The sequence below is a fragment of the Luteimonas sp. AC640a genome (assembly GCF_979256585.1).
Genome location: NZ_CEEDOV010000011.1, coordinates 35,732 through 55,816, shown reverse-complemented (window position 1 = coordinate 55,816; position 20,085 = coordinate 35,732). Strand labels below are relative to the sequence as shown.

Here is a 20,085-nt window from a genome sequence, read left to right as displayed (position 1 = left end):
GAAGGCCTTTCGTTGAAGCGAGCCGCACATCTTACCGCGACTTTCGAGGCTGTCAACACCGCGTGAAGGCTGTTGTCTTTCTCGCCCCGCCTTGCCTGCTGCCCCGAAGTGCAGCCCGCCAAGCGGGGCGCGAATTATGCATAGATGAAATCGGTTTGCAAAGACCCTGACACAAATTTCCGTACCAACCCGTTAAATCAAGGCGCGCGTTCAGCAAGATCGCTGCTGTGGCGCTACTCGACGGTGACCGACTTGGCCAAGTTACGAGGCTTGTCGACATCCGTCCCACGCGAAAGGGCCGTGTGATACGCCAGCAGCTGTACCGGAATGGTGTGCACGATCGGGCTCAACACGCCGACGTGCCGTGGTGTGCGGATCACATGTACGCCTTCGGATGCGCTGAAGTTGCTGTCCGCATCGGTGAACACGAACAGCTCACCGCCACGGGCACGTACTTCCTGCATGTTCGACTTCACCTTCTCCAGCAACGCATCCTTCGGTGCGATTACGACGACGGGCATATCGGTATCGACCAGTGCCAGTGGCCCGTGCTTCAGCTCGCCAGCCGGATACGCCTCGGCGTGGATGTAGGAGATCTCCTTGAGCTTGAGCGCGCCCTCCAGAGCGATCGGGTAATGCACGCCGCGGCCGAGGAACAACGCATGGTGCTTGGGGGTGAACTTCTCCGCCCAGGACGTGATCTGCGGCTCGAGATTCAGCGCGTGCTGCACGCTGCCCGGAAGCTGCCGCAGGTCTTCGATATACGCCGATTCCTGATCTTCACTCAGATTGTCATTGAGCTTGGCCAGCGTGACCGCAAGCGCGAACAGGCCGACCAGCTGCGTCGTGAACGCCTTCGTCGATGCCACGCCGATCTCCGCGCCTGCGCGGGTGTAGAACACGAGGCCACTGGCGCGCGGGATCGCGCTCTCGGGCACATTGCAGATCGAGAGCGTCCGCGTGTGCCCCAACGACTTCGCGTACTTGAGCGCTTCCATGGTGTCGAGCGTTTCGCCCGACTGCGAAATCGTGACGATCAGGTGCTTCGGATTTGCGACCGCCTTGCGATAGCGATACTCGCTTGCGATCTCGACCGAGCACGGCAGCCCGCTGATGGCCTCGATCCAGTAGCGCGCGACCGATCCCGAATAGAAGCTGGTGCCGCAGGCCAAGATCTGCACACCTTCGACTTCGCGCAGCACTTCGGCGGCGTCTTTGCCGAACAGCGTGGGTTCGAACGCGGCGGCATCGATGATCGCTTCCACTGTGTCGGCCAGCGCACGCGGCTGTTCGTGGATCTCCTTCTGCATGAAGTGGCGATAGGGGCCGAGTTCCAGCGAGGCCAACGACACATCGGACAGATGTTCGTCGCGCACGATGGAGGCGCCGGCGTCGTCGAAGATCTGCACGCTCTGACGTGTCAGCACTGCGGTGTCACCTTCTTCCAGGAAGATCACACGCCGTGTGGCCTGCAGGATCGCGGATACGTCGGACGCGACGAAATTCTCGCCCTCGCCCAGGCCCACCAGCAGCGGACAGCCCATGCGTGCGACGACCATGCGATCGGGCTCACTCCTGTCGATCACTGCCAGCGCATAGGCGCCTTCGAGTTCCCGGACCGACGCCTGCAGCGCCGCCAGCAGATCGAAACCCTGCGACTGATGGTGGTGGATCAGGTGCGCGATGACTTCCGTGTCGGTCTGCGACTCGAACACATAGCCGAGCTGCGTGAGCCGTTCGCGCTGCGCCTCGTGGTTTTCGATGATGCCGTTGTGCACCAGTGCGAGGCTGTCATGACTGATGTGCGGATGCGCATTGGTTTCGGTCACGCCGCCGTGCGTGGCCCAGCGGGTGTGGCCGATACCGAGACCGGCCTGCAGGCCATCGGCGCGCGCGGCGGCCTCCATTTCAGCGACACGGCCGGTGCGACGCACGCGACGGACCGCGCCGTCGGTCACCACCGCAATGCCGGCCGAATCGTATCCGCGATATTCGAGGCGCTTGAGGCCCTCCACGAGGACCGGGACCACATCGCGATCCGCGATCGCACCGACAATTCCGCACATCCGGCCTGCTCCTAATCTGTTGAGACGACCATTCTAGCGGCGCTGCTGGCTGCAGCTGCATGGCGGTCCTGCACGCGTTCAGCGCTTGCAGAACTCTGGTGTTACGGAGATCTCTTCGACACCTCGCAGAGCCTCGGAAATGTAGGCACCCACGGGGCCCACTGAAAGGTACTGGGAGCTGTATCGGCGAAGCGCGTCGATCACGGGTCCCTGCACTGCTTACAACGCGTATCCAGGAAGGTTCCTGCATTACACGATCAGCGGAGCTCGTCTGGCAGCGAGTCAGACTGCTGGCGGAAGCACCGCCTTCAGAGGTCAATGCGCCGTGGCGCGGATTCGACGCGCTACAGCCAATGACATCCCAGGCAAGTCGCGCGCCACCCGCGCGCCGCCGTCCGCCCGCGGACGTCCGGGCACCATGCGGACGCCCCATCTGGAAAATTTCTCCAAATAAATCAAACGCTTGAAATTGGCACGGCATCTGCTTTACAGGACGTATCCGCAAGAGATCGTCCGCATGTCCAACGCTTCTCCCAATCCGCCCCCCCGCCCTGCCGGCATCCGCGACACCGCCCGACAGGACACTGTCCACGCGCGTTCCGGTCACTCGCGCCGCCGCCCGTGGCTGATCGGCGGCATCGCGGGCGTGCTGCTGGTCGGCGCTGTCGCGTGGTTGCTCAGCGGCTGGGCGTCCGGCGCACAGTCCGTCGACGCGCAGCGCCTGCGCTTCGCTGAAGTCACTCGCGGCGATCTGGTCCGCGACATCGCGGCCGAGGGCCGGGTCATCGCCGCCAACAGCCCGACGCTGTATGCGATCTCCGGCGGCATGCTCACCTTGAAAGTCGTCGCTGGCGATCGCGTCGAGAAGGGCCAGGCGCTGGCCGAGATCGACAGCCCGGAGCTGCGCAGCAAGCTGGCGCAGGAGGAGGCCACGCTAGCGGGCTACGAGGCCGAAGCCAGCCGCGCCGAGCTCGATGCGCAGTTGCGCCGCGCCGAAGCGCGCAAGGTGCTCGACCAGGCGCAGATCGACCGCACTGCGGCAGAGCGCGATCTGCAGCGTTATCAGCGTGCCTACGAAGGCGGCGCGGTCGCGCAGGTCGATCTCGCACGCGCGCAGGACACATTGCAGAAGACCGAGATCGGCGTGGCGTCTGCGACCGAGGACCTCGGCCTGCAAGGCCGCGGCGCGGGACTGGACACGCGCAACAAGCAGCTCGTCGCCGAGCGCCAGCGCAGTGTGGTCATGGAAGTGCGCCGCCAGGTCGACGCGCTGACGCTGCGCGCGCCCTTCGACGGCATCGTCGGCCAGGTGCAGGCGGTGCAGAGCAGCAACGTCGCCGTGAACGCGCCGGTGCTGTCGGTCGTCGACCTGTCGGTGTTCGAGGTCGAGATCAAGGTGCCGGAAAGCTTCGCGCGCGATCTCGAAATCGGCATGCCGGCCGAACTGCGCAGCGTCGGCACGACGTATCCGGCGAAGGTCTCGGCGGTCTCGCCCGAGGTCGTCAATGGTGAAGTCGTCGCGCGCCTGCGCTTCGACGAGAACAGCCAGCCGCCGGGTCTGCGTCAGAGCCAGCGCCTGACCGCGCGCATCCTGCTCGACACCCGCGAGGACGTGCTGATGGTGGCGCGCGGTCCCTTCCTCGATCAGGAAGGCGGCAGCGCGGCGTACGTGATGGATGGCAACACGGCGGTGCGCCGGCCGATCACGGCGGGCGCCAGCAGCCTGTCGGCGGTGGAAATCGTCGAGGGCCTGCAGCCGGGCGAACGCGTCGTCGTCGCCGGCACCGATCTCTTCGACAACGCGGACCGCATCCGCATCTCCGGACTCTGATCATGCACACACGCATCGATTGCCCGTTTCCCGTCGCTTGGACCGCCGACGAGCTCGCCAGCGCCTTGCCGCATCGGCTGTCGTCCGCATTCGAGGCGGGCATTCCCACCGACATGTCAGCCGGCGCGCGCATGCCCACGTTCGCGCGCGCCCGCCGGCGCACCGTCGACCACGGCCTGCCCACCCTATTCCGCGTCCGCTGATCGCGACGCGCCTTCCTTCTTTCCAGCTCACGTCACAGGACACATTCTCATGCTCGACATGCGCCAGGTCGCCAAGGTCTACCGCACCGAACTCGTCGAAACCCATGCGTTGCGCTCGCTCGACCTGCATGTCGCCGAGGGTGAATTCGTCGCCGTCACCGGACCGTCGGGTTCGGGCAAGACGACCTTCCTCAACATCGCCGGCCTGCTGGAAACCTTCACCGGTGGCGAGTACCGGATCGACGGTGTCGAAGTACGCGGACTCAACGACGATGCGCGCTCGAAACTGCGCAACGAGAAGATCGGCTTCATCTTCCAGGGCTTCAACCTGATTCCCGATCTCAACCTGTTCGACAACGTCGACGTGCCGCTGCGCTATCGCGGTATGGCGGCGTCCGACCGTCGCCTTCGCATCGAGGAATCGCTGTCGTTGGTGGGCCTGGGCTCGCGCATGAAACACTTTCCGGCCGAACTCTCTGGCGGTCAGCAGCAGCGCGTGGCGATCGCACGCGCACTCGCCGGCAGCCCGCGCCTGCTGCTCGCCGACGAACCCACGGGCAACCTCGATTCGCAGATGGCGCGCAGCGTGCTGGAGCTGCTCGAGGACATCAACGCACGCGGCACGACGATCGTGATGGTCACGCACGATCCCGAGCTCGCGGCGCGCGCGCACCGCAACGTGCACATCGTCGACGGCATGGCGACCGACCTGCAGGCGCTGCACGCCGCGCCCTCGCCGGCGGCCGCGTCGCGCGTTCCCGCAGACGCCTGAGGAGACCCGGCATGTTCGGTTACTACCTGCAGCTCGCGCTGCGCAGCTTCCGCAACAGCAAGGTGCTCACCGCACTGATGGTGCTGGCGATCGCGCTGGGCATCGGCGCCAGCATGACCACGCTGACTGTCTTCCACGTGCTGTCGGGCGATCCGATCCCCGACAAGAGCGATCGCCTGTTCTACGTACAACTTGATGCCGCCAACATGAGTGGCTTCGTCGCCAGCGAAGAGCCTGATGCGAACGTCACACGCTTCGACGCCGAGACGCTGTTGCGCGAAGCGCGCGGCACGCACCAGGCGATGATGAGCGGCGGATTCGTTGCCATCGCACCGGAGGGCACACGCACGCCTTTTTTCACCGATGCGCGCTACACCTCGGCGGATTTCTTCCCGATGTTCGACGCGCCGCTGGCCTACGGCCGGGCCTGGACCGCGGACGACGACGCCGCGCGCGCACGCGTCGCGGTGATCTCGGCCGACACCAACCAGAAGGTGTTCGGCGGTGGCGACAGCACAGGTCAAACACTGCGCATCAATGGCGCCGATTTCCGCGTGATCGGCGTGCTCGGCCCGTGGATGCCGACGCCACGCTTCTGGGACCTGACGCTGGATCGCTTCAACACGCTGGAATCGGTGTTCGTCCCGTTCTCGACCGCCATGGAGCAGAAACTCTCGCGCATGGGTAGCATGAACTGCTGGGGCGACTCAGGCACCGATCCGAACGCGCTCAATGCGCCCTGCAGTTGGGTGCAGTACTGGGTAGAGCTTGAATCGCCCGCGGACGCTGCCGCTTATCGCGATTATCTGAACAGCTACTCCGACATGCAGCGCGCGGCGGGACGCTTTGAACGTCCGAACAACGTGCGCCTGCGAGACGTCACGGCGCTGCTCGACCACCACAAGGTGGTGCCCAGTGACGTGCGACTGCAGCTGTGGCTCGCAGTCGGCTTCCTGCTGGTGTGCCTGGTCAACACGGTCGGCCTGCTGCTCGCCAAGAGCCTGCGCCGGGCCTCGGAGATCGGCGTGCGCCGCGCACTCGGCGCATCGCGACGCGCGATCTTCGCCCAGTTCCTGATCGAGGCCGGTGCGATCGGCGTGGCCGGTGGTGTGGTCGGTCTGGGCCTCGCCCTGCTCGGCCTGTGGGCCGTGCGCCAGAACCCGAGCAGCTACGCCGCGCTCGCCAAGCTCGACCTGACGATGCTGCTGACCACCTTCGCCCTGTCGATCGTGGCGAGTCTGCTGGCCGGCCTGTTGCCCGCATGGCGCGCGATGCAGGTGACGCCGGCGATCCAGCTCAAGTCGCAATGACCCAGACTTCTTCGAGGACTTCCATGGACATCCGCCCTATCTTCTCGACACTGCGCCGGCACAAGACCGCAGCTGCCCTGATCGTGATCGAGATCGCGCTTGCCTGCGCGATCATCTGCAACGCGATCTATTTGATCGATCGCCGGATCGACCACATGTCGCGCCCCAGCGGCACGGTCGAGAATGAACTGCTGCGCATCCAGATGCCGAGCATCGACGAAGCCGCAGACGTCGATCGCAAGGCGGGCATTCAACGCGACCTCGCCGCGCTGCGTGCGATCCCCGGCGTGCGCCATGTTGCGGCGGTCACGCAGATTCCGTACGGCAACAGCAGCTCGACCAGCGGCGTGCGGCTCAATGCCGACCAGCGCAACAACACGCTGCTCGCCTCCCCCTACCTGGGCAGCGAAGATCTGCTGGACACCTTCGGCCTGCAACTGGTGGCCGGACGCAAGTTCAATCCCGACGAGTTCGTCGACATGGCGGATATCGCCCGCGAAGGCGACGGCGGGCGTGTGCCGGCCGCGATCATCAACCGCGCAATGGCGGAGCGTCTGTTTCCGGGCGAGGACGCGATCGGCAAACAGTTCTACAGTTGGGGCGACGCGCCGATTCCGATCGTCGGTGTCGTCGAAACATTGGCGATGCCCAACGACAGCACCGGCCCCGGCAATGCGACGATGCTGTTCCCCATACGCGATGATTTCAACGGCATCAACTACGTGATCCGCACCGATCCGGCGCAGCGCCGCCAGGTCCTCGATACCTCGGTCGCCGCGCTCAAGCAGATCGATCCGAACCGCGTCGCCGTCAATGCCGACCTGATGACCGATCTGCGCGAAAAGTACTACCGCGAGGACCGGGCGATGGCGATGCTGCTGGTCGTGGTGTGCATCGCGCTGTTGGTGGTCACCGCGCTGGGCATCGTGGGTCTGGCCAGCTTCTGGGTACAGCAGCGCAGCAAGCAGATCGGCATCCGCCGCGCGCTCGGCGCGACGCGCAGGCAGATCCTGCGCTACTTCCAGGTCGAAAACTTCCTGCTCGCGACCATCGGCATCGTGCTCGGCATGCTGCTGGCCTACGGGCTCAACCAGTTGCTGATGTCGCGTTATGAGCTGGGCCGCCTGCCGCTGATGTATCTGCCGATCGGCGCTGTGGTGCTGTGGACGCTCGGGCAGATCGCGGTGTACTGGCCAGCCCGCCGCGCGGCCTCGGTGCCGCCGGCCGTAGCGACGCGCAGCATCTGAGTGCGCGCGCCAACCTGTCGCCGGTTGCGTCCAGTGCAGCCGGCGACGACCATGCCTGTCGATCCCATACGTTCTTACCGGATGTCCAGCACCTGATGCCCACGATCCTCGTCATCGACGACAACCCCGCTGTCGCCACCGCGCTGGAGGTGCTGTTCTCGTTGCACGACATCGCCTGTGAACACGCGGCGACGCCCGAGGCCGGCATCGCCCGCTTGCAGGCTGGCGGCATCGATCTGGTCGTGCAGGACATGAACTTCCATGCCGACACCACATCCGGTGACGAGGGCATCGCGCTATTCCATGCGATCCGGGGTTTCGATCCCGATCTGCCGGTCGTGCTGCTGACCGCGTGGACACGCCTGGAATCGGCGGTCGAACTGATCCGCTCCGGCGCTGCCGATTATCTCGGCAAGCCCTGGGATGACGGCAAGCTGTTGGCGACCGCCAACACCCTGCTGGAACTGTCGTCGACGCGACGGGCCCTGGATGCACGCACGCGCGACGACCGCCGCCGACGCGATGCACTGACGCAAGGCCGTGATCTGCGCGGTCTGGTCTGGGACGATCCCGCCAGCGAGACCACGCTGTCGCTGGCCTTGCAGGTCGCGCGTTCGAATCTGCCGGTAATGATCACCGGCCCCAACGGCGCCGGCAAGGAAAAGTACGCGGAGATCCTGCATGCCAACTCCGGCGTACGTGAGGGGCCATTCGTCGCCGTCAACTGCGGCGCCTTGCCCCACGATCTGATCGAGGCCGAACTGTTCGGCGCCGAGGCCGGCGCCTACACCGGCGCGACCCGCGCCCGCGAAGGCAAGTTCGAAGCGGCTGATGGCGGCACGCTGTTTCTCGACGAGGTCGGGACGCTGCCGCCCGCGGGACAGGTCAAGCTGCTGCGCGTGCTCGAAACAGGACGCTTCGAACGGCTCGGCGGCAATCGCGAACGCAGCGTGTCGGTGCGCGTGCTCAGCGCGACCAACGCCGATCTGCCAGCGATGATCGCCGATGGCCGCTTCCGCGAAGATCTCTACTACCGGCTCAATGGGATCGAACTGCGGCTGCCGCCACTGGCACAACGGCCGCGTGACATCCTGCCGCTGGCACGGCATTTTCTCGATGGCCGTAAGCCGTTGTCGGCCGGCGCCGAACGCGCTCTGCTACAGCACGGCTGGCCGGGCAACGTGCGCGAACTGCGCAATGTGATCCAGCGCGCCGAACTGCTGGCGCGCGAAGCGCAGATCGACGCACGCGATCTCGCGCTGCCGGCCGCAGCCGTGGCCGCAATCGAGGGCGACGCCTATGAGCCCGGCCGCGCAGAGATCGAGGCAGCGCTCGCACGCAGCGGCGGTGTGCTCGCGCAGGCTGCCAGCGAACTCGGGCTCTCGCGGCAGGCGTTGTACCGACGCCTCGACCGCCTCGGCATCCGTCGCGACTGACATGCGATGGCAACAGCGGCTGCCGTTGACGGGTGTGGTCATCGCGATCGCACTGGTGCATATCGCGTTGGGCGCGGGATTCGCGGTATTGATGCTGCGATGGTGGTCGCCTTGGGTCGCAGTCGCAGGCGGCACGCTGTGCGCAGTGCCGTCGCTGGTCTGGTCGTTGCAGCGTGCATTCGCGCCGTCGCACGCCCTGTTCCGCGCCCTCGCCGGCACCGTGGCGAGCTACCGCGACAGCGACTACGGGTTCGGCGTGTCGTGGCAGGGCCGTGGCGCGCTCGGTGAGCTCGTCGCCGCGCACAACGAACTGGGCGAAACGCTGCGTGCGCAGCGCCTGTCGCTGGTGCAGCGCGAACTGCTGCTCGACACGATGGTGCAGAACACACCGGTCGCGATGCTGCTGCTCGATCCGGCCGATCGTGTGGTGCACGCCAATCTCGCCGCGCGTCGTGCGCTCGGTGGCGGTCGCAAGCTCGAAGGCCAGGCATTTTCCGCGCTGCTCGCCGACGCGCCGCACGCGCTGGCCGATGCGTTCGCACGCGGCGGCGATGGACTGTTCACCATCGGCGATGGCGAGACCGAGGAAATCCATCATCTGTCGCGTCGCCATTTCCGGTTGAACGGCCGCCGGCACGAACTGCTGCTGCTGCGGCAGATGACCACCGAACTGCGTCGCCAGGAAGTGCAGACCTGGAAGAAGGTCATCCGCGTCATCAGCCACGAACTCAACAATTCGCTGGCGCCGATCGCCTCGCTCGCGCATTCGGGCGCCGAGCTGCTGCGTCGCGGCCAGACCGCGCGACTGCCTGACGCGCTGCGCACGATCGAAGAACGCGCACGACATCTGGAAGGTTTCATTCGCGGCTACGCGCATTTTGCCAAGCTGCCGGCGCCGCGTCGCGAACCGATCCGCTGGCGTGCATTTCTCGATCAGCTGCGTTCACAGGTGCCGTTCGTGGATGCCGGCCCGCTCGACGATGCATTCACCGCGTCCTTCGATGCCGCCCAGGTCGAACAGGCGCTGTTGAACCTGCTGCGCAATGCACACGAGGCCGATGGCGATCCCGATGCGGTTGCGGTCGGGCTGCGGCGCGCCGTGGACGGCTGGCGGATCGATGTGCTCGACCGCGGGCCCGGCATGAACGAGGCGGTATTCGCGAACGCGCTGCTGCCGTTCTACTCGACCAAGCGCAACGGTACGGGTCTAGGCCTGGCCCTCGCGCGGGAGATCGCCGAAGCCCACGGCGGGCGCATCGCCCTGCTCAACCGCGACGGCGGCGGACTCTGCGTGTCGCTGGTGTTGCCGGACTGATCCGCGCCACGGCCGCGGGCGCGACGATCGGGCAGAATCGAAGGCCCGCTCCACGACGGTTCCCGATGCGACTCCGACCCCCTGCGTTCGCGTTACTCCTGATGTGCCTGACGACTGCACCCGCATTCGCGCAACGCGCGAAGAGTCTCGATGCAGTGCCCGCCTTGCTGAAGAGCCCGGAAGCAAAAGCCGTCTGGGCCGAACAGATGGAAGGCCGCCCGGCGCCCGATCATCTCGGCACCCGCGATCTCGCCGGCCTCGACGCCGAGATGCTGCGTCGGCTGCTGGTGCCCGATGTCGCAGCCGACCGCATCGCACTGCTCGGCGCGCGACGCTGGGCGCAGCATCCTGGTCACCTTGTCGCACTCGTCTGCTATCGCGACGATGCCCTGCGCAACGCGTCTGCGGAGCCGAGCTGCGAGACCGGGAACACCGCGCAGGTTCTCGGAGTGTTGCGTGTCGACGATGCAGGCAATACGCAGTTGGTCGCGCGCCTGCGACTCGACGAGACAGTCGAGTGGCCGGTGCTGTCCTGGAACGGCGAACAACCGCTGCGGATGGAGGACGCGGGCGCAACCGCGATACCCGAACGCTGGGAGCGCTTCGATCTCGCCGCCTATCGTCTGTCGAGTGGAGCGCCCGCATTGGGCCTGCGCGGCGGCTGGTCGGAAGGCTACGCCGGCGGCGGCGCGTTCTATTCGGCGCTGTATCTGTTCGAACTGCGCGACGACACCTTGAAGCAGGTGTTCGGCGCAGAGATGTCGATGTATCGCGACATCGCAGGCAGCTGGAACGAAGACGGCACCCGCGAGCACGACATCGAGGAATGGGCCGGCGTGCTCATCATCGAACCGCGCGCGCACCACGGCCATCAGGATCTGCGTCTGCGCGAGCGCGGTGGTCGCGGCGGCGATCTCTACCGATGGTCGCCGGTTGCGGATGGCTACCGCCGCGTGGAGTGAGGCTCAGCGTTTCTTCGGCCGCTCCCAGCCCTCGACGACCGTCTGCCGGCCGCGGGCGACGGCGAGCTTGCCGTCCGGCACATCGTTGACGATCACCGACCCGGCGCCCGTCGTCGCGTCGTGGCCGATGCGCAACGGCGCGACCAGCGACGCATTCGAACCGATGAAGGCGCGATCGCCGATCACCGTCTTCGACTTGTTCACGCCGTCGTAGTTGCAGGTGATCGTACCGGCGCCGATGTTGCTACCGGCGCCGATCTCCGCATCACCCAGATAGGTGAGGTGGTTGGCCTTGCTGCCAACGCCCAGCGTGGTGTTCTTGGTCTCGACGAAATTGCCGATGTGCACGCCGTCGGCGAGCACCGTGCCCGGGCGCAGCCGCGCGAACGGACCGATCGTCACTGCGCCTTCCGCGCGCACGCCTTCGAGATCGCAATGCGCGCGCACTTCGGTGCCGCCGCCCAGGCCAACGTTCTTCAGGCGACAGAACGGCCCGACGCGCACGCCGTCACCGAGCGCGACGCGCCCTTCGAAGATCACATCGACATCGATCTCCACATCGCTGCCGACGGTGACTTCGCCGCGGATGTCCACGCGCGCGGGATCGGCGAAACGTGCGCCGGCCACGCACAGTGCGCGCACGGCACGCAGCTGCCAGGCGCGTTCGAGCTGCGACAACTGCCAGGGATCATTGGCCCCTTCGGCCTCGAGCGGATCGGCCACCAGCACGATCTGCGCGGCGCTGTACTCGGCAGCCGCCATCGCGAAGACGTCGGTCAGGTAGTACTCGCCCTGCGCGTTGTCCGACGACAACCGTGTCAGCCACGCCTTGAGTGCGGTCGCTTCGGCGGCGAGGATGCCGGTGTTCACGAGACTGATGCGGCGCTGTTCGTCGCTCGCATCCTTGTGCTCAACGATCGCGCCGACGTGACCTTCGGGATCGCGCACGATACGACCGTAGCCGGTGGGATCCTCGAGTTGCGCGGCCAGCACGGCGAGCCGGCCTTCGACCGACACCAGATGACGCAATGTCTCCGCGCGCAACAGCGGCACGTCGCCGTAGAGCACCAGCACCTGCGCGCCATCGGGCACGTCGGGCATCGCCTGACGCACCGCGTGACCGGTGCCGAGTTGTTCGCGCTGCTCGGACCAGTGCAGGTCGGGCTGGTCGGCGAACGCGGCCTGCACCTGCTCGCCGCGGTGACCGTAAACGACGTGGATGCCCGCCGGCTCGAGCGCACGTGCGGCTTCGATGACGTGCCACAGCATCGGCCGCCCAGCGATCTTCTGCAGCACCTTGGGCAGCGAGGATTTCATGCGCTTGCCCTCGCCTGCGGCGAGGATGACGACGTGCAGCGGTGCGGTCATGGGGGAATCCTGCGTTGAATGCAGAAATTCTAACGGCGTCGCAGGTAGGATGCCGTCGTCCGCCGCCAGACGGCCTGCCAGATTCATGGAGTCGATACCGTAATGAGCCTGACGCGACAGGGACGCAACTACCTGGCGATCGGTCTCTTGCAGTGGCTGATCGACTGGGGTGTCGTCGTCGCATTGACGCATGCCGGGTTGCCGGTCGCGCCCGCGAATGTCATGGGGCGCATCACCGGGGCGCTGATCGGTTTCTGGCTCAACGGCAAGTTCACCTTCGCGAACGAACGCAACACCCTGGGCAAAGCGCAGTTTCAGCGCTTCATGGTGATGTGGATCTCGACGACGCTGTTCAGTACCTGGGCGCTCACCCAGATCGACGACGTGCTGGGCCTGCGCTGGGTCTGGATCGCAAAGCCCGCGATCGAGGTGGCATTGGGTGGAGTGGGCTTCGTGCTGTCGCGGTACTGGATCTACAAGCGCTGATCCGCGACCTGGCTGTAAGGCGTGCGTAGTCGACAGGACTACTTGTCCGGTGCAGGCGCCGGAAAAACTGACGGAGCGGACGCGCGCGACGTGGCGGATGCTTTGCCGCCGAAGTGCCGCGCGCCGCGGCGGCGCTCGCGAGCCACGCGTCTGCTCATGATCCAAAAACGCAACGACCCCGCCGGAGCGGGGTCGTGCGGTACACGGCAACCGGACTTGGCGCCCGGCGCCCGGCACCCGTCAGTGCTTGAGGGTCTTGCGCAGACGCTCCAGCGCCTGCAACTGGACCACGGCCTCGGCCAGCTTCTGCTGCGCTTCGGCAATGTCCATCGCCTCGCCGCGGCCGGCCAGGATGCGCTCGGCCTCGTCCTTGACCGCCTTCACCGCGGCCTCGTCGATGTCGTCGGCGCGGATCGCGGTGTCAGCCAGGATCGTCACGACCTGCGGCTGCACTTCGAGAATTCCGCCGCCGATGGCGAAATCGAGCACTTCGCCGTTGGCCTGGGTCACGACTACCTTGCCCGGCTTCAGACGCGTGATCAGCGGGGCGTGGCGCGGCGCGATGCCGAGCTCGCCGAGCTCGCCGGTGGCCACGACCATGGTCGCTTCGCCGTGGAAGATCTCGGCTTCTGCGCTGACGATGTCGCAACGGATGGTGCTGCTCATAACGTGCTTCTCTTCCGTTTCCCCCTCTCCCGCTTGCGGGAGAGGGCAGGGCTGAGGGCGCGGGCGTCGTTGCCCTTACCCTGCGCCTCCCCCGCGAGCGGGAGAGGGATCCGAATCAGGCCGCGATCTTCTTCGCCTTCTCGACCGCTTCGTCGATGCCGCCGACCATGTAGAACGCCTGCTCGGGCAGGTGGTCGTATTCGCCGTCGACGATGCCCTTGAAGCCGCGGATCGTTTCCTTCAGCGCGACGTACTTGCCCGGCGACCCGGTGAAGACTTCGGCCACGTGGAACGGCTGCGAGAAGAAGCGCTCGATCTTGCGCGCGCGCGACACGGCCTGCTTGTCTTCTTCCGACAGCTCGTCCATGCCCAGGATCGCGATGATGTCCTTGAGCTCCTTGTACTTCTGCAGCGTCGACTGCACGCGCTGGGCGGTGTCGTAGTGCTCGTTGCCGATGACGTTCGGGTCCATCTGGCGGCTGGTCGAGTCCAGCGGATCGACGGCCGGGTAGATGCCGAGCGAGGCGATGTTGCGGCTCAGCGTCACCGTCGAATCGAGATGGGCGAAGGTCGTCGCCGGCGACGGGTCGGTCAGGTCGTCCGCGGGCACGTAGACGGCCTGGATCGAGGTGATCGAACCCGACTTCGTCGAGGTGATGCGCTCCTGCAGCACGCCCATTTCCTCGGCGAGCGTCGGCTGGTAGCCCACGGCCGACGGCATACGGCCGAGCAGCGCCGACACTTCCGTACCGGCCAGCGTGTAGCGGTAGATGTTGTCGACGAACAGCAGGACGTCCTTGCCGCGGCCGGACTCGTCCTTCTCGTCGCGGAAGTACTCCGCCATCGTCAGACCGGTCAGCGCGACGCGCAGGCGGTTACCCGGCGGCTCGTTCATCTGGCCGTAGACCATCGCCACCTTGTCGAGGACGTTGGAGTCCTTCATCTCGTGGTAGAAGTCGTTGCCCTCACGGGTACGCTCGCCCACGCCAGCGAACACCGACAGGCCTTCGTGCGCCTTGGCGATGTTGTTGATCAGTTCCATCATGTTGACGGTCTTGCCGACGCCGGCGCCGCCGAACAGGCCGACCTTGCCGCCCTTGGCGAAGGGACACATCAGATCGATGACCTTGATGCCGGTTTCCAGCAGCTCGGTGGACGACGACTGATCTTCGTACGACGGTGCCGCACGGTGGATTTCCCAATGGTCGGTGGCTTCGACCGGACCAGCTTCGTCGATCGGGCGACCCAGCACGTCCATGATGCGGCCGAGCGTGCCCGGGCCGACCGGCACCGAGATGCCTCGGTCGGTGTTGGTCGCGATCAGGTTGCGCTTCAGGCCGTCGGTGGAACCGAGCGCGATCGCGCGCACGATGCCGTCACCGAGCTGCTGCTGCACTTCCAGCGTGATCTCCGTGCCTTCGACCTTCAGTGCGTCGTAGACCCTCGGTACTTCGTTGCGCGCGAACTCGATGTCGACGACCGCGCCGATGATCTGAACGATCTTGCCCTGACTCATTGCTGCATTCCTCTAGAAGAATTCTGGTGCGCGTGCGGATCAGACCGCTGCGGCGCCGCCGACGATCTCGGAGATTTCCTGGGTGATCGCTGCCTGGCGGGCCTTGTTGTAGACCAGCTTGAGCGTGTCGATCAGCTTGGTGGCGTTGTCGCTCGCGGACTTCATCGCGACCATGCGTGCGGCATGTTCGGAAGCCACGTTCTCCATCACCGCCTGGTACACGAGCGATTCGATGTAACGCGTCAGCACGTGGCCGAGCACCGATTCGGCGTCCGGCTCGTAGATGTAGTCCCAGTCGTGCTTGACCACCTGCGTCTCGGCGGCCGGCAGCGGCAGCAGCTGATCGAAGCTGGCCTTCTGGGTCATCGTGTTGACGAAGTGGTTGTAGGCCAGGAACACACGGTCGACGCGGCCGTCGGTGTAGCCGTCGAGCATCACCTTGATGATGCCGACCAGCTGTTCGACTTCCGGCGTGTCGCCGATGTGGGTGACGCTGCCGACCATGTCCACCTTCAGGCGGCGGAAGAACACCGTCGCCTTCGTGCCGATGGTCACCACGTCGACCTGCACGCCCTTGTCCTGCCAGGCGCGGATCTCGCCCAGCAGCTTGCGGAACATGTTGTTGTTCAGACCGCCGGCCAGGCCGCGATCCGAGGACGCGACGATGTAACCGACGCGCTTGACCTCACGCTCGACCAGGTACGGATGCTGAAACTCGGAGCTGGCCTGGGCGAGATGCCCGATCAGCTGCTTCATCGCGTTCGCATACGGGCGCGATGCCTTCATCCGATCCTGCGCCTTGCGGATCTTCGACGCGGAGACCATCTCGAGCGCGCGCGTCACCTTGCGGGTGTTCTGCACGCTCTTGATCTTCGTCTTGATTTCTCTGCCGCCGGCCATCTCATATCCCTGCTTGGGGCGGGTCTGGAACCCGCCTTGGCTTACCTGTGCTCACCGCATCGGGCGGACGAAACGTCCGCCGCGATCGCTTTACCAGCTGCCGGTGGTCTTGAAGTCGGAGATGCCCTGCTTGAAGGCGCCCTCGATCTCGTCGTTCCAGCCGCCGGTCTGGTTGATCTTGCCGACCAGTTCGCCTGCGGTGTTGTCGAAGTGCGCGTGCAGGCCTTCTTCGAACGCGAGCAGCTTGGCGACCGGCACGTCGTCGAGGTAACCCTCGTTGACGGCGTAGATCGTCAGCGCCTGGTGCGCGATCGACATCGGCTTGTACTGCTTCTGCTTCATCAGCTCGGTGACGCGCTGACCGCGCTCGAGCTGCTTGCGGGTGGCTTCGTCGAGATCCGAGGCGAACTGCGCGAACGCCGCCAGCTCACGGTACTGGGCGAGCGAGATGCGGATGCCGCCCGAGAGCTTCTTGATGATCTTGGTCTGCGCCGAACCACCGACGCGCGACACCGAGATACCGGCGTTCACGGCCGGGCGGATGCCGGCGTTGAACAGGTCGGTTTCCAGGAAGATCTGGCCGTCGGTGATCGAGATCACGTTGGTCGGCACGAACGCCGACACGTCACCGGCCTGCGTTTCGATGATCGGCAGTGCAGTCAGCGAACCGGTCTTGCCGGTCACGGCGCCGTTGGTGAACTTCTCGACGTACTCCTCGGACACGCGCGCGGCGCGCTCGAGCAGACGGGAGTGCAGGTAGAACACGTCACCCGGGTAGGCTTCGCGGCCCGGCGGACGCTTGAGCAACAGCGAGATCTGGCGGTAGGCGACGGCCTGCTTGGACAGATCGTCGTACACGATCAGCGCGTCTTCGCCGCGGTCCATGAAGTACTCGCCCATCGTGCAGCCCGAGTAGGCGCTGATGTACTGCATCGCGGCCGATTCGGATGCGGTGGCGGCAACGACGACGGTGTGCGCGAGCGCGCCGTTCTCTTCGAGCTTGCGCACGATGTTGGCGACGGTCGAGGCCTTCTGGCCGATCGCCACGTAGACGCACTTGATGCCCGTGGTCTTCTGGTTGATCACGGCGTCGATCGCCATCGCGGTCTTGCCGGTCTGGCGGTCGCCGATGAGCAGCTCGCGCTGGCCGCGGCCGATCGGGATCATCGAGTCGACCGACTTGTAGCCTGTCTGCACCGGCTGGTCGACCGACTTGCGCCAGATCACGCCCGGCGCGACGCGCTCGACCGGCGCGCTGAGCTTGGCGTCGATCGGACCCTTGCCGTCGATCGGCTCGCCGAGCGCGTTGACGACGCGGCCCAGCATTTCCGGACCGACCGGCACTTCGAGGATGCGACCGGTGGTCTTGGCCACGTCGCCTTCGCGCAGGTGCTCGTAGTCACCCAGCACCACGGCGCCAACCGAGTCGCGCTCCAGGTTCAGGGCGAGTGCGAACGTCGCGGAACCGTCGGCCGCGGCCGGCAGTTCGATCATTTCGCCCTGCATCACATCGGCCAGGCCGTGCAGACGCACGATACCGTCGGCGACCGAGGTCACGGTGCCTTCGTTGCGCGATTCGGCGCTCAGCTTGACCTTCTCGATGCGGGACTTGATCAGCTCGCTGATTTCGGAAGGATTGAGTTGCGTGGTAGCCATCGGGGGTTCCCTTGAGCCGGCGTTGCCGCCGACGTTGCAATTGAAAATCGTGTCAGTGCGTCAGAGCGGACTGCAGGCGCGCCAGCTTGCCCTTGAGCGAGCCGTCGATCACCACATCGCCGGCCGAGATCACCGCGCCGCCGATCAGCGATGCGTCCACGGCCGTTTCGACCTGGACCTCGCGACCGAAACGACGCTTGAGCGCGGCGCGGATCTGCTCCACTTCTGCGTCCGGCAGTTCGGCCGCCGACGTCACCGTCGCCAGCACGATGTGCTCGGCTTCGGCGCGCAGCTCCTCGTACTGGCCGGCAATCTCCGGCAACTGTGCGAGACGGCCGTTGCTGGCCAGCAGCGTGAGGAAGCCGGCGAACTTCTCGTCGGCGCCCTCCGGTGCGAGCAGCGCGACGGCATCGTCGTGCGACAGCGCCGGGTGGCCGAGCAGCGCGGCCGCCTGCGGATCGGCAGCGACGCGGGCCGAGAACGCGAGTGCGTCCGACCACGGCGCGAACTGGCCGCCGTCACGCGCGATCGCGAACGCGGCGCGGGCATACGGACGGGCGATCGTCATGGCCTGGCTCATCGGACTCAGATCTCCGCGGCGAGTTCGTCGAGCAGCGCCTTGTGGGCGTTGGCGTCGATCTCACGCTTGAGCAGACGCTCGGCGCCGGTCACCGCCAGGCTGGAGACCTGACGACGCAGCTCTTCGCGTGCACGGGTGGCCGAGGCCTGCAGTTCGGCGTCGAAGATCGCCTTCTGGCGCAGGCCCTCGGTGACCGCTTCGGCCTTGGCGGCCTCGACGATCTGGGTGCCACGCTGGTGCGCCTGCTCGATGATCTCGTTGGCCTTCGCACGCGCGGCCTTGAGTTCCTCGTTGGCGGTTTCCTGCGCCTGTGCCAGCGCACGCTGGCTGTTGTCGGCCGCGGCCAGACCTTCGGCGATCTTCTTCTGGCGCTCCTCGATGGCACTGAGCAGCGGCGGCCAGATCTTGGTCGCGATGATCCAGATCAGACCGGCGAACGCCAGTGCCTGGGCAATTAGGGTCAGACCGATATTCATGGGCTTGTGACTGCCTGTCGTGAAGGGTTGGGCGCGCACGCGCGCCCCCTGTCATCTACCGGTGCGGTCATGCGCAAGGCACGCACCGCACTGGAAGCGTCAGCTGGATCAGCCCGCAAGCTGCGCGGCGACCGGGCCGATGAACGGCGAAGCGAACGCGAACAGCAGGCCGACGGCGACCGAGATGATGAACGCGGCGTCGATCAGGCCGGCGGTGATGAACATGCGGACCTGCAGCACCGGGATCAGCTCCGGCTGGCGCGCGGCCGACTCGAGGAACTTGCCGGCCATGATGGCCAGGCCCAGACCCGCACCCAGCGCAGCCAGGCCGATCATGATGCCGATGGCCAGAACGGTCGAAGCCTGGATCTGGGCGAACGAGGTCAGTGCGATTTCCATTGTTTTCTCCGGAGCGATTGCTTGGTAAGGGTGGAACCAGGGATTGGGGTGTTACGAAAGCGGTGTCACGTGACGCTGACGATCAGTGGTCGTCCTCGGCTAGGCTGAGGTAGACGATCGACAGCATCATGAAAATGAAGGCCTGCAGCGGAATGACCAGCAGGTGGAACAGCATCCAGCCCAGGCCGAGCACACCGCCGCCGAGCACACCCAGCAGGCTCGCGCCGCCGAGGACCCAGATCAGCAGGAACACGATCTCGCCGCCGAACATGTTGCCGAACAGTCGCATCGCCAGCGAAATCGGCTTGCTCAGCCACTCGACGATGTTGAGGATCAGGTTGAACGGCACCATCCACTTGCCGAACGGTGCGAACAGGAATTCCTTGGTCATGCCGCCGACGCCCTTGGCGCGCAGCGCGAAGAAGACCGTCAGGAAGAACACGCTGATCGACAGGCCCAGCGTCGCGTTGACGTCCGCGGTCGGCACCGGCTTCCAGTACGCGACGCCCATCAGCTCGAGCGGCTTGGCGATGAAGTCCGCCGGAATCATCTTCAGCAGATTCATCAGCAGGATCCAGAAAAACAGCGTGATCGCGATCGGCGTCACGAGCTTGCTGGAACCGTGATACGTGTCGCGGGCCTGCTTGTCGACGAACTCCAGGCAGATCTCCACGAACGCCTGCCACTTGCCCGGCACGCCGGCGGTGGCCTTGCGGGTCGCCATCCAGAACGCGAACACCATCAGGCCGCCCATGAGCAGAGCCGTGATCAGCGTGTCCACGTGCAGCGTCCAGAAGCCGCCTTCGCCGGTCGACGCGGTCAGGTTCTGCAGATGGTGCTGGATGTAGCTGGTTGGGGTCAGTTCCGCATCAGCTGCCATAAGATCGAAAACCCTG

General features: G+C 65.9%; 19 protein-coding genes. 9 read left to right on the top strand and 10 right to left on the bottom strand.

Features of this window, described 5'->3' with window-relative positions:
* Positions 1 to 233: 233 nt before the first annotated feature.
* On the bottom strand, positions 234 to 2,066 hold the full coding sequence (gene glmS, locus ACZ9YD_RS12635; protein WP_465075593.1) for a glutamine--fructose-6-phosphate transaminase (isomerizing): 1,833 nt from the start codon (positions 2,064 to 2,066) through the stop codon (positions 234 to 236).
* A 517-nt stretch (positions 2,067 to 2,583) separates the two neighbouring features.
* Between glmS and ACZ9YD_RS12630 the strand changes: the two genes are divergently transcribed.
* The 8 genes from ACZ9YD_RS12630 to ACZ9YD_RS12595 all read left to right on the top strand — a co-directional run bounded on the left by ACZ9YD_RS12630 (position 2,584) and on the right by ACZ9YD_RS12595 (position 11,142).
* Positions 2,584 to 3,897 (top strand): efflux RND transporter periplasmic adaptor subunit, encoded by a 1,314-nt coding sequence (locus ACZ9YD_RS12630; protein WP_465075592.1) that lies wholly within the window; start codon positions 2,584 to 2,586, stop codon positions 3,895 to 3,897.
* Between the two features lie 2 nt (positions 3,898 to 3,899).
* Positions 3,900 to 4,100, top strand: a complete 201-nt coding sequence (locus ACZ9YD_RS12625) for a hypothetical protein (RefSeq protein WP_465075591.1) — start codon at positions 3,900 to 3,902, stop codon at positions 4,098 to 4,100.
* A 49-nt stretch (positions 4,101 to 4,149) separates the two neighbouring features.
* A complete protein-coding gene (locus tag ACZ9YD_RS12620; protein WP_465075590.1) occupies positions 4,150 to 4,872 on the top strand; it encodes an ABC transporter ATP-binding protein in 723 nt (240 codons plus the stop codon).
* Between the two features lie 11 nt (positions 4,873 to 4,883).
* On the top strand, positions 4,884 to 6,182 hold the full coding sequence (locus ACZ9YD_RS12615; RefSeq protein ID WP_465075589.1) for an ABC transporter permease: 1,299 nt from the start codon (positions 4,884 to 4,886) through the stop codon (positions 6,180 to 6,182).
* A 23-nt stretch (positions 6,183 to 6,205) separates the two neighbouring features.
* Positions 6,206 to 7,429 carry an ABC transporter permease gene (locus ACZ9YD_RS12610; RefSeq protein ID WP_465075588.1) on the top strand — a complete coding sequence of 408 codons (1,224 nt, stop codon included), beginning with the start codon at positions 6,206 to 6,208 and terminating at the stop codon, positions 7,427 to 7,429.
* A gap of 95 nt (positions 7,430 to 7,524) precedes the next feature.
* Entirely contained in the window at positions 7,525 to 8,865 is a 1,341-nt protein-coding gene (locus ACZ9YD_RS12605) for a sigma-54-dependent transcriptional regulator (RefSeq protein ID WP_465075587.1), read from the top strand.
* Position 8,866: 1 nt separating this feature from the next.
* Positions 8,867 to 10,180: a sensor histidine kinase gene (locus tag ACZ9YD_RS12600; protein WP_465075586.1), complete on the top strand. Its 1,314-nt coding sequence runs from the start codon at positions 8,867 to 8,869 to the stop codon at positions 10,178 to 10,180.
* Positions 10,181 to 10,245: 65 nt separating this feature from the next.
* Positions 10,246 to 11,142, top strand: a complete 897-nt coding sequence (locus ACZ9YD_RS12595; protein WP_465075585.1) for a hypothetical protein — start codon at positions 10,246 to 10,248, stop codon at positions 11,140 to 11,142.
* A gap of 3 nt (positions 11,143 to 11,145) precedes the next feature.
* Here the strand turns inward: ACZ9YD_RS12595 and glmU are convergent, their stop codons facing one another.
* The gene (gene glmU, locus ACZ9YD_RS12590) at positions 11,146 to 12,510 is read right to left on the bottom strand and encodes a bifunctional UDP-N-acetylglucosamine diphosphorylase/glucosamine-1-phosphate N-acetyltransferase GlmU (protein ID WP_465075584.1); all 1,365 of its coding nucleotides are present in this window, start codon (positions 12,508 to 12,510) and stop codon (positions 11,146 to 11,148) included.
* 102 nt (positions 12,511 to 12,612) lie between these two features.
* Here glmU and ACZ9YD_RS12585 point away from each other — a divergent pair, with 102 nt between their 5' ends.
* Positions 12,613 to 12,996 (top strand): GtrA family protein, encoded by a 384-nt coding sequence (locus ACZ9YD_RS12585; RefSeq protein ID WP_465075583.1) that lies wholly within the window; start codon positions 12,613 to 12,615, stop codon positions 12,994 to 12,996.
* 240 nt (positions 12,997 to 13,236) lie between these two features.
* Here ACZ9YD_RS12585 and ACZ9YD_RS12580 read toward each other — a convergent pair whose 3' ends face one another.
* The 8 genes from ACZ9YD_RS12580 to atpB all read right to left on the bottom strand — a co-directional run bounded on the left by ACZ9YD_RS12580 (position 13,237) and on the right by atpB (position 20,069).
* The gene (locus ACZ9YD_RS12580) at positions 13,237 to 13,662 is read right to left on the bottom strand and encodes a F0F1 ATP synthase subunit epsilon (RefSeq protein ID WP_465075582.1); all 426 of its coding nucleotides are present in this window, start codon (positions 13,660 to 13,662) and stop codon (positions 13,237 to 13,239) included.
* Positions 13,663 to 13,777: 115 nt separating this feature from the next.
* Positions 13,778 to 15,178 (bottom strand): F0F1 ATP synthase subunit beta, encoded by a 1,401-nt coding sequence (atpD, locus tag ACZ9YD_RS12575; RefSeq protein ID WP_465075581.1) that lies wholly within the window; start codon positions 15,176 to 15,178, stop codon positions 13,778 to 13,780.
* Positions 15,179 to 15,217: 39 nt separating this feature from the next.
* Positions 15,218 to 16,078, bottom strand: a complete 861-nt coding sequence (gene atpG / locus ACZ9YD_RS12570) for a F0F1 ATP synthase subunit gamma (RefSeq protein ID WP_159681459.1) — start codon at positions 16,076 to 16,078, stop codon at positions 15,218 to 15,220.
* Positions 16,079 to 16,168: 90 nt separating this feature from the next.
* Complete coding sequence (gene atpA, locus ACZ9YD_RS12565; RefSeq protein ID WP_465075580.1) at positions 16,169 to 17,734, bottom strand: F0F1 ATP synthase subunit alpha; 1,566 nt, start codon at positions 17,732 to 17,734, stop codon at positions 16,169 to 16,171.
* 52 nt (positions 17,735 to 17,786) lie between these two features.
* Entirely contained in the window at positions 17,787 to 18,314 is a 528-nt protein-coding gene (locus ACZ9YD_RS12560; RefSeq protein WP_232116622.1) for a F0F1 ATP synthase subunit delta, read from the bottom strand.
* A 5-nt stretch (positions 18,315 to 18,319) separates the two neighbouring features.
* The gene (locus ACZ9YD_RS12555; protein WP_465075579.1) at positions 18,320 to 18,790 is read right to left on the bottom strand and encodes a F0F1 ATP synthase subunit B; all 471 of its coding nucleotides are present in this window, start codon (positions 18,788 to 18,790) and stop codon (positions 18,320 to 18,322) included.
* 108 nt (positions 18,791 to 18,898) lie between these two features.
* Positions 18,899 to 19,189 carry a F0F1 ATP synthase subunit C gene (atpE, locus tag ACZ9YD_RS12550; RefSeq protein WP_159681455.1) on the bottom strand — a complete coding sequence of 97 codons (291 nt, stop codon included), beginning with the start codon at positions 19,187 to 19,189 and terminating at the stop codon, positions 18,899 to 18,901.
* 82 nt (positions 19,190 to 19,271) lie between these two features.
* Positions 19,272 to 20,069, bottom strand: a complete 798-nt coding sequence (gene atpB, locus ACZ9YD_RS12545) for a F0F1 ATP synthase subunit A (protein ID WP_465075578.1) — start codon at positions 20,067 to 20,069, stop codon at positions 19,272 to 19,274.
* Positions 20,070 to 20,085: the final 16 nt, after the last annotated feature.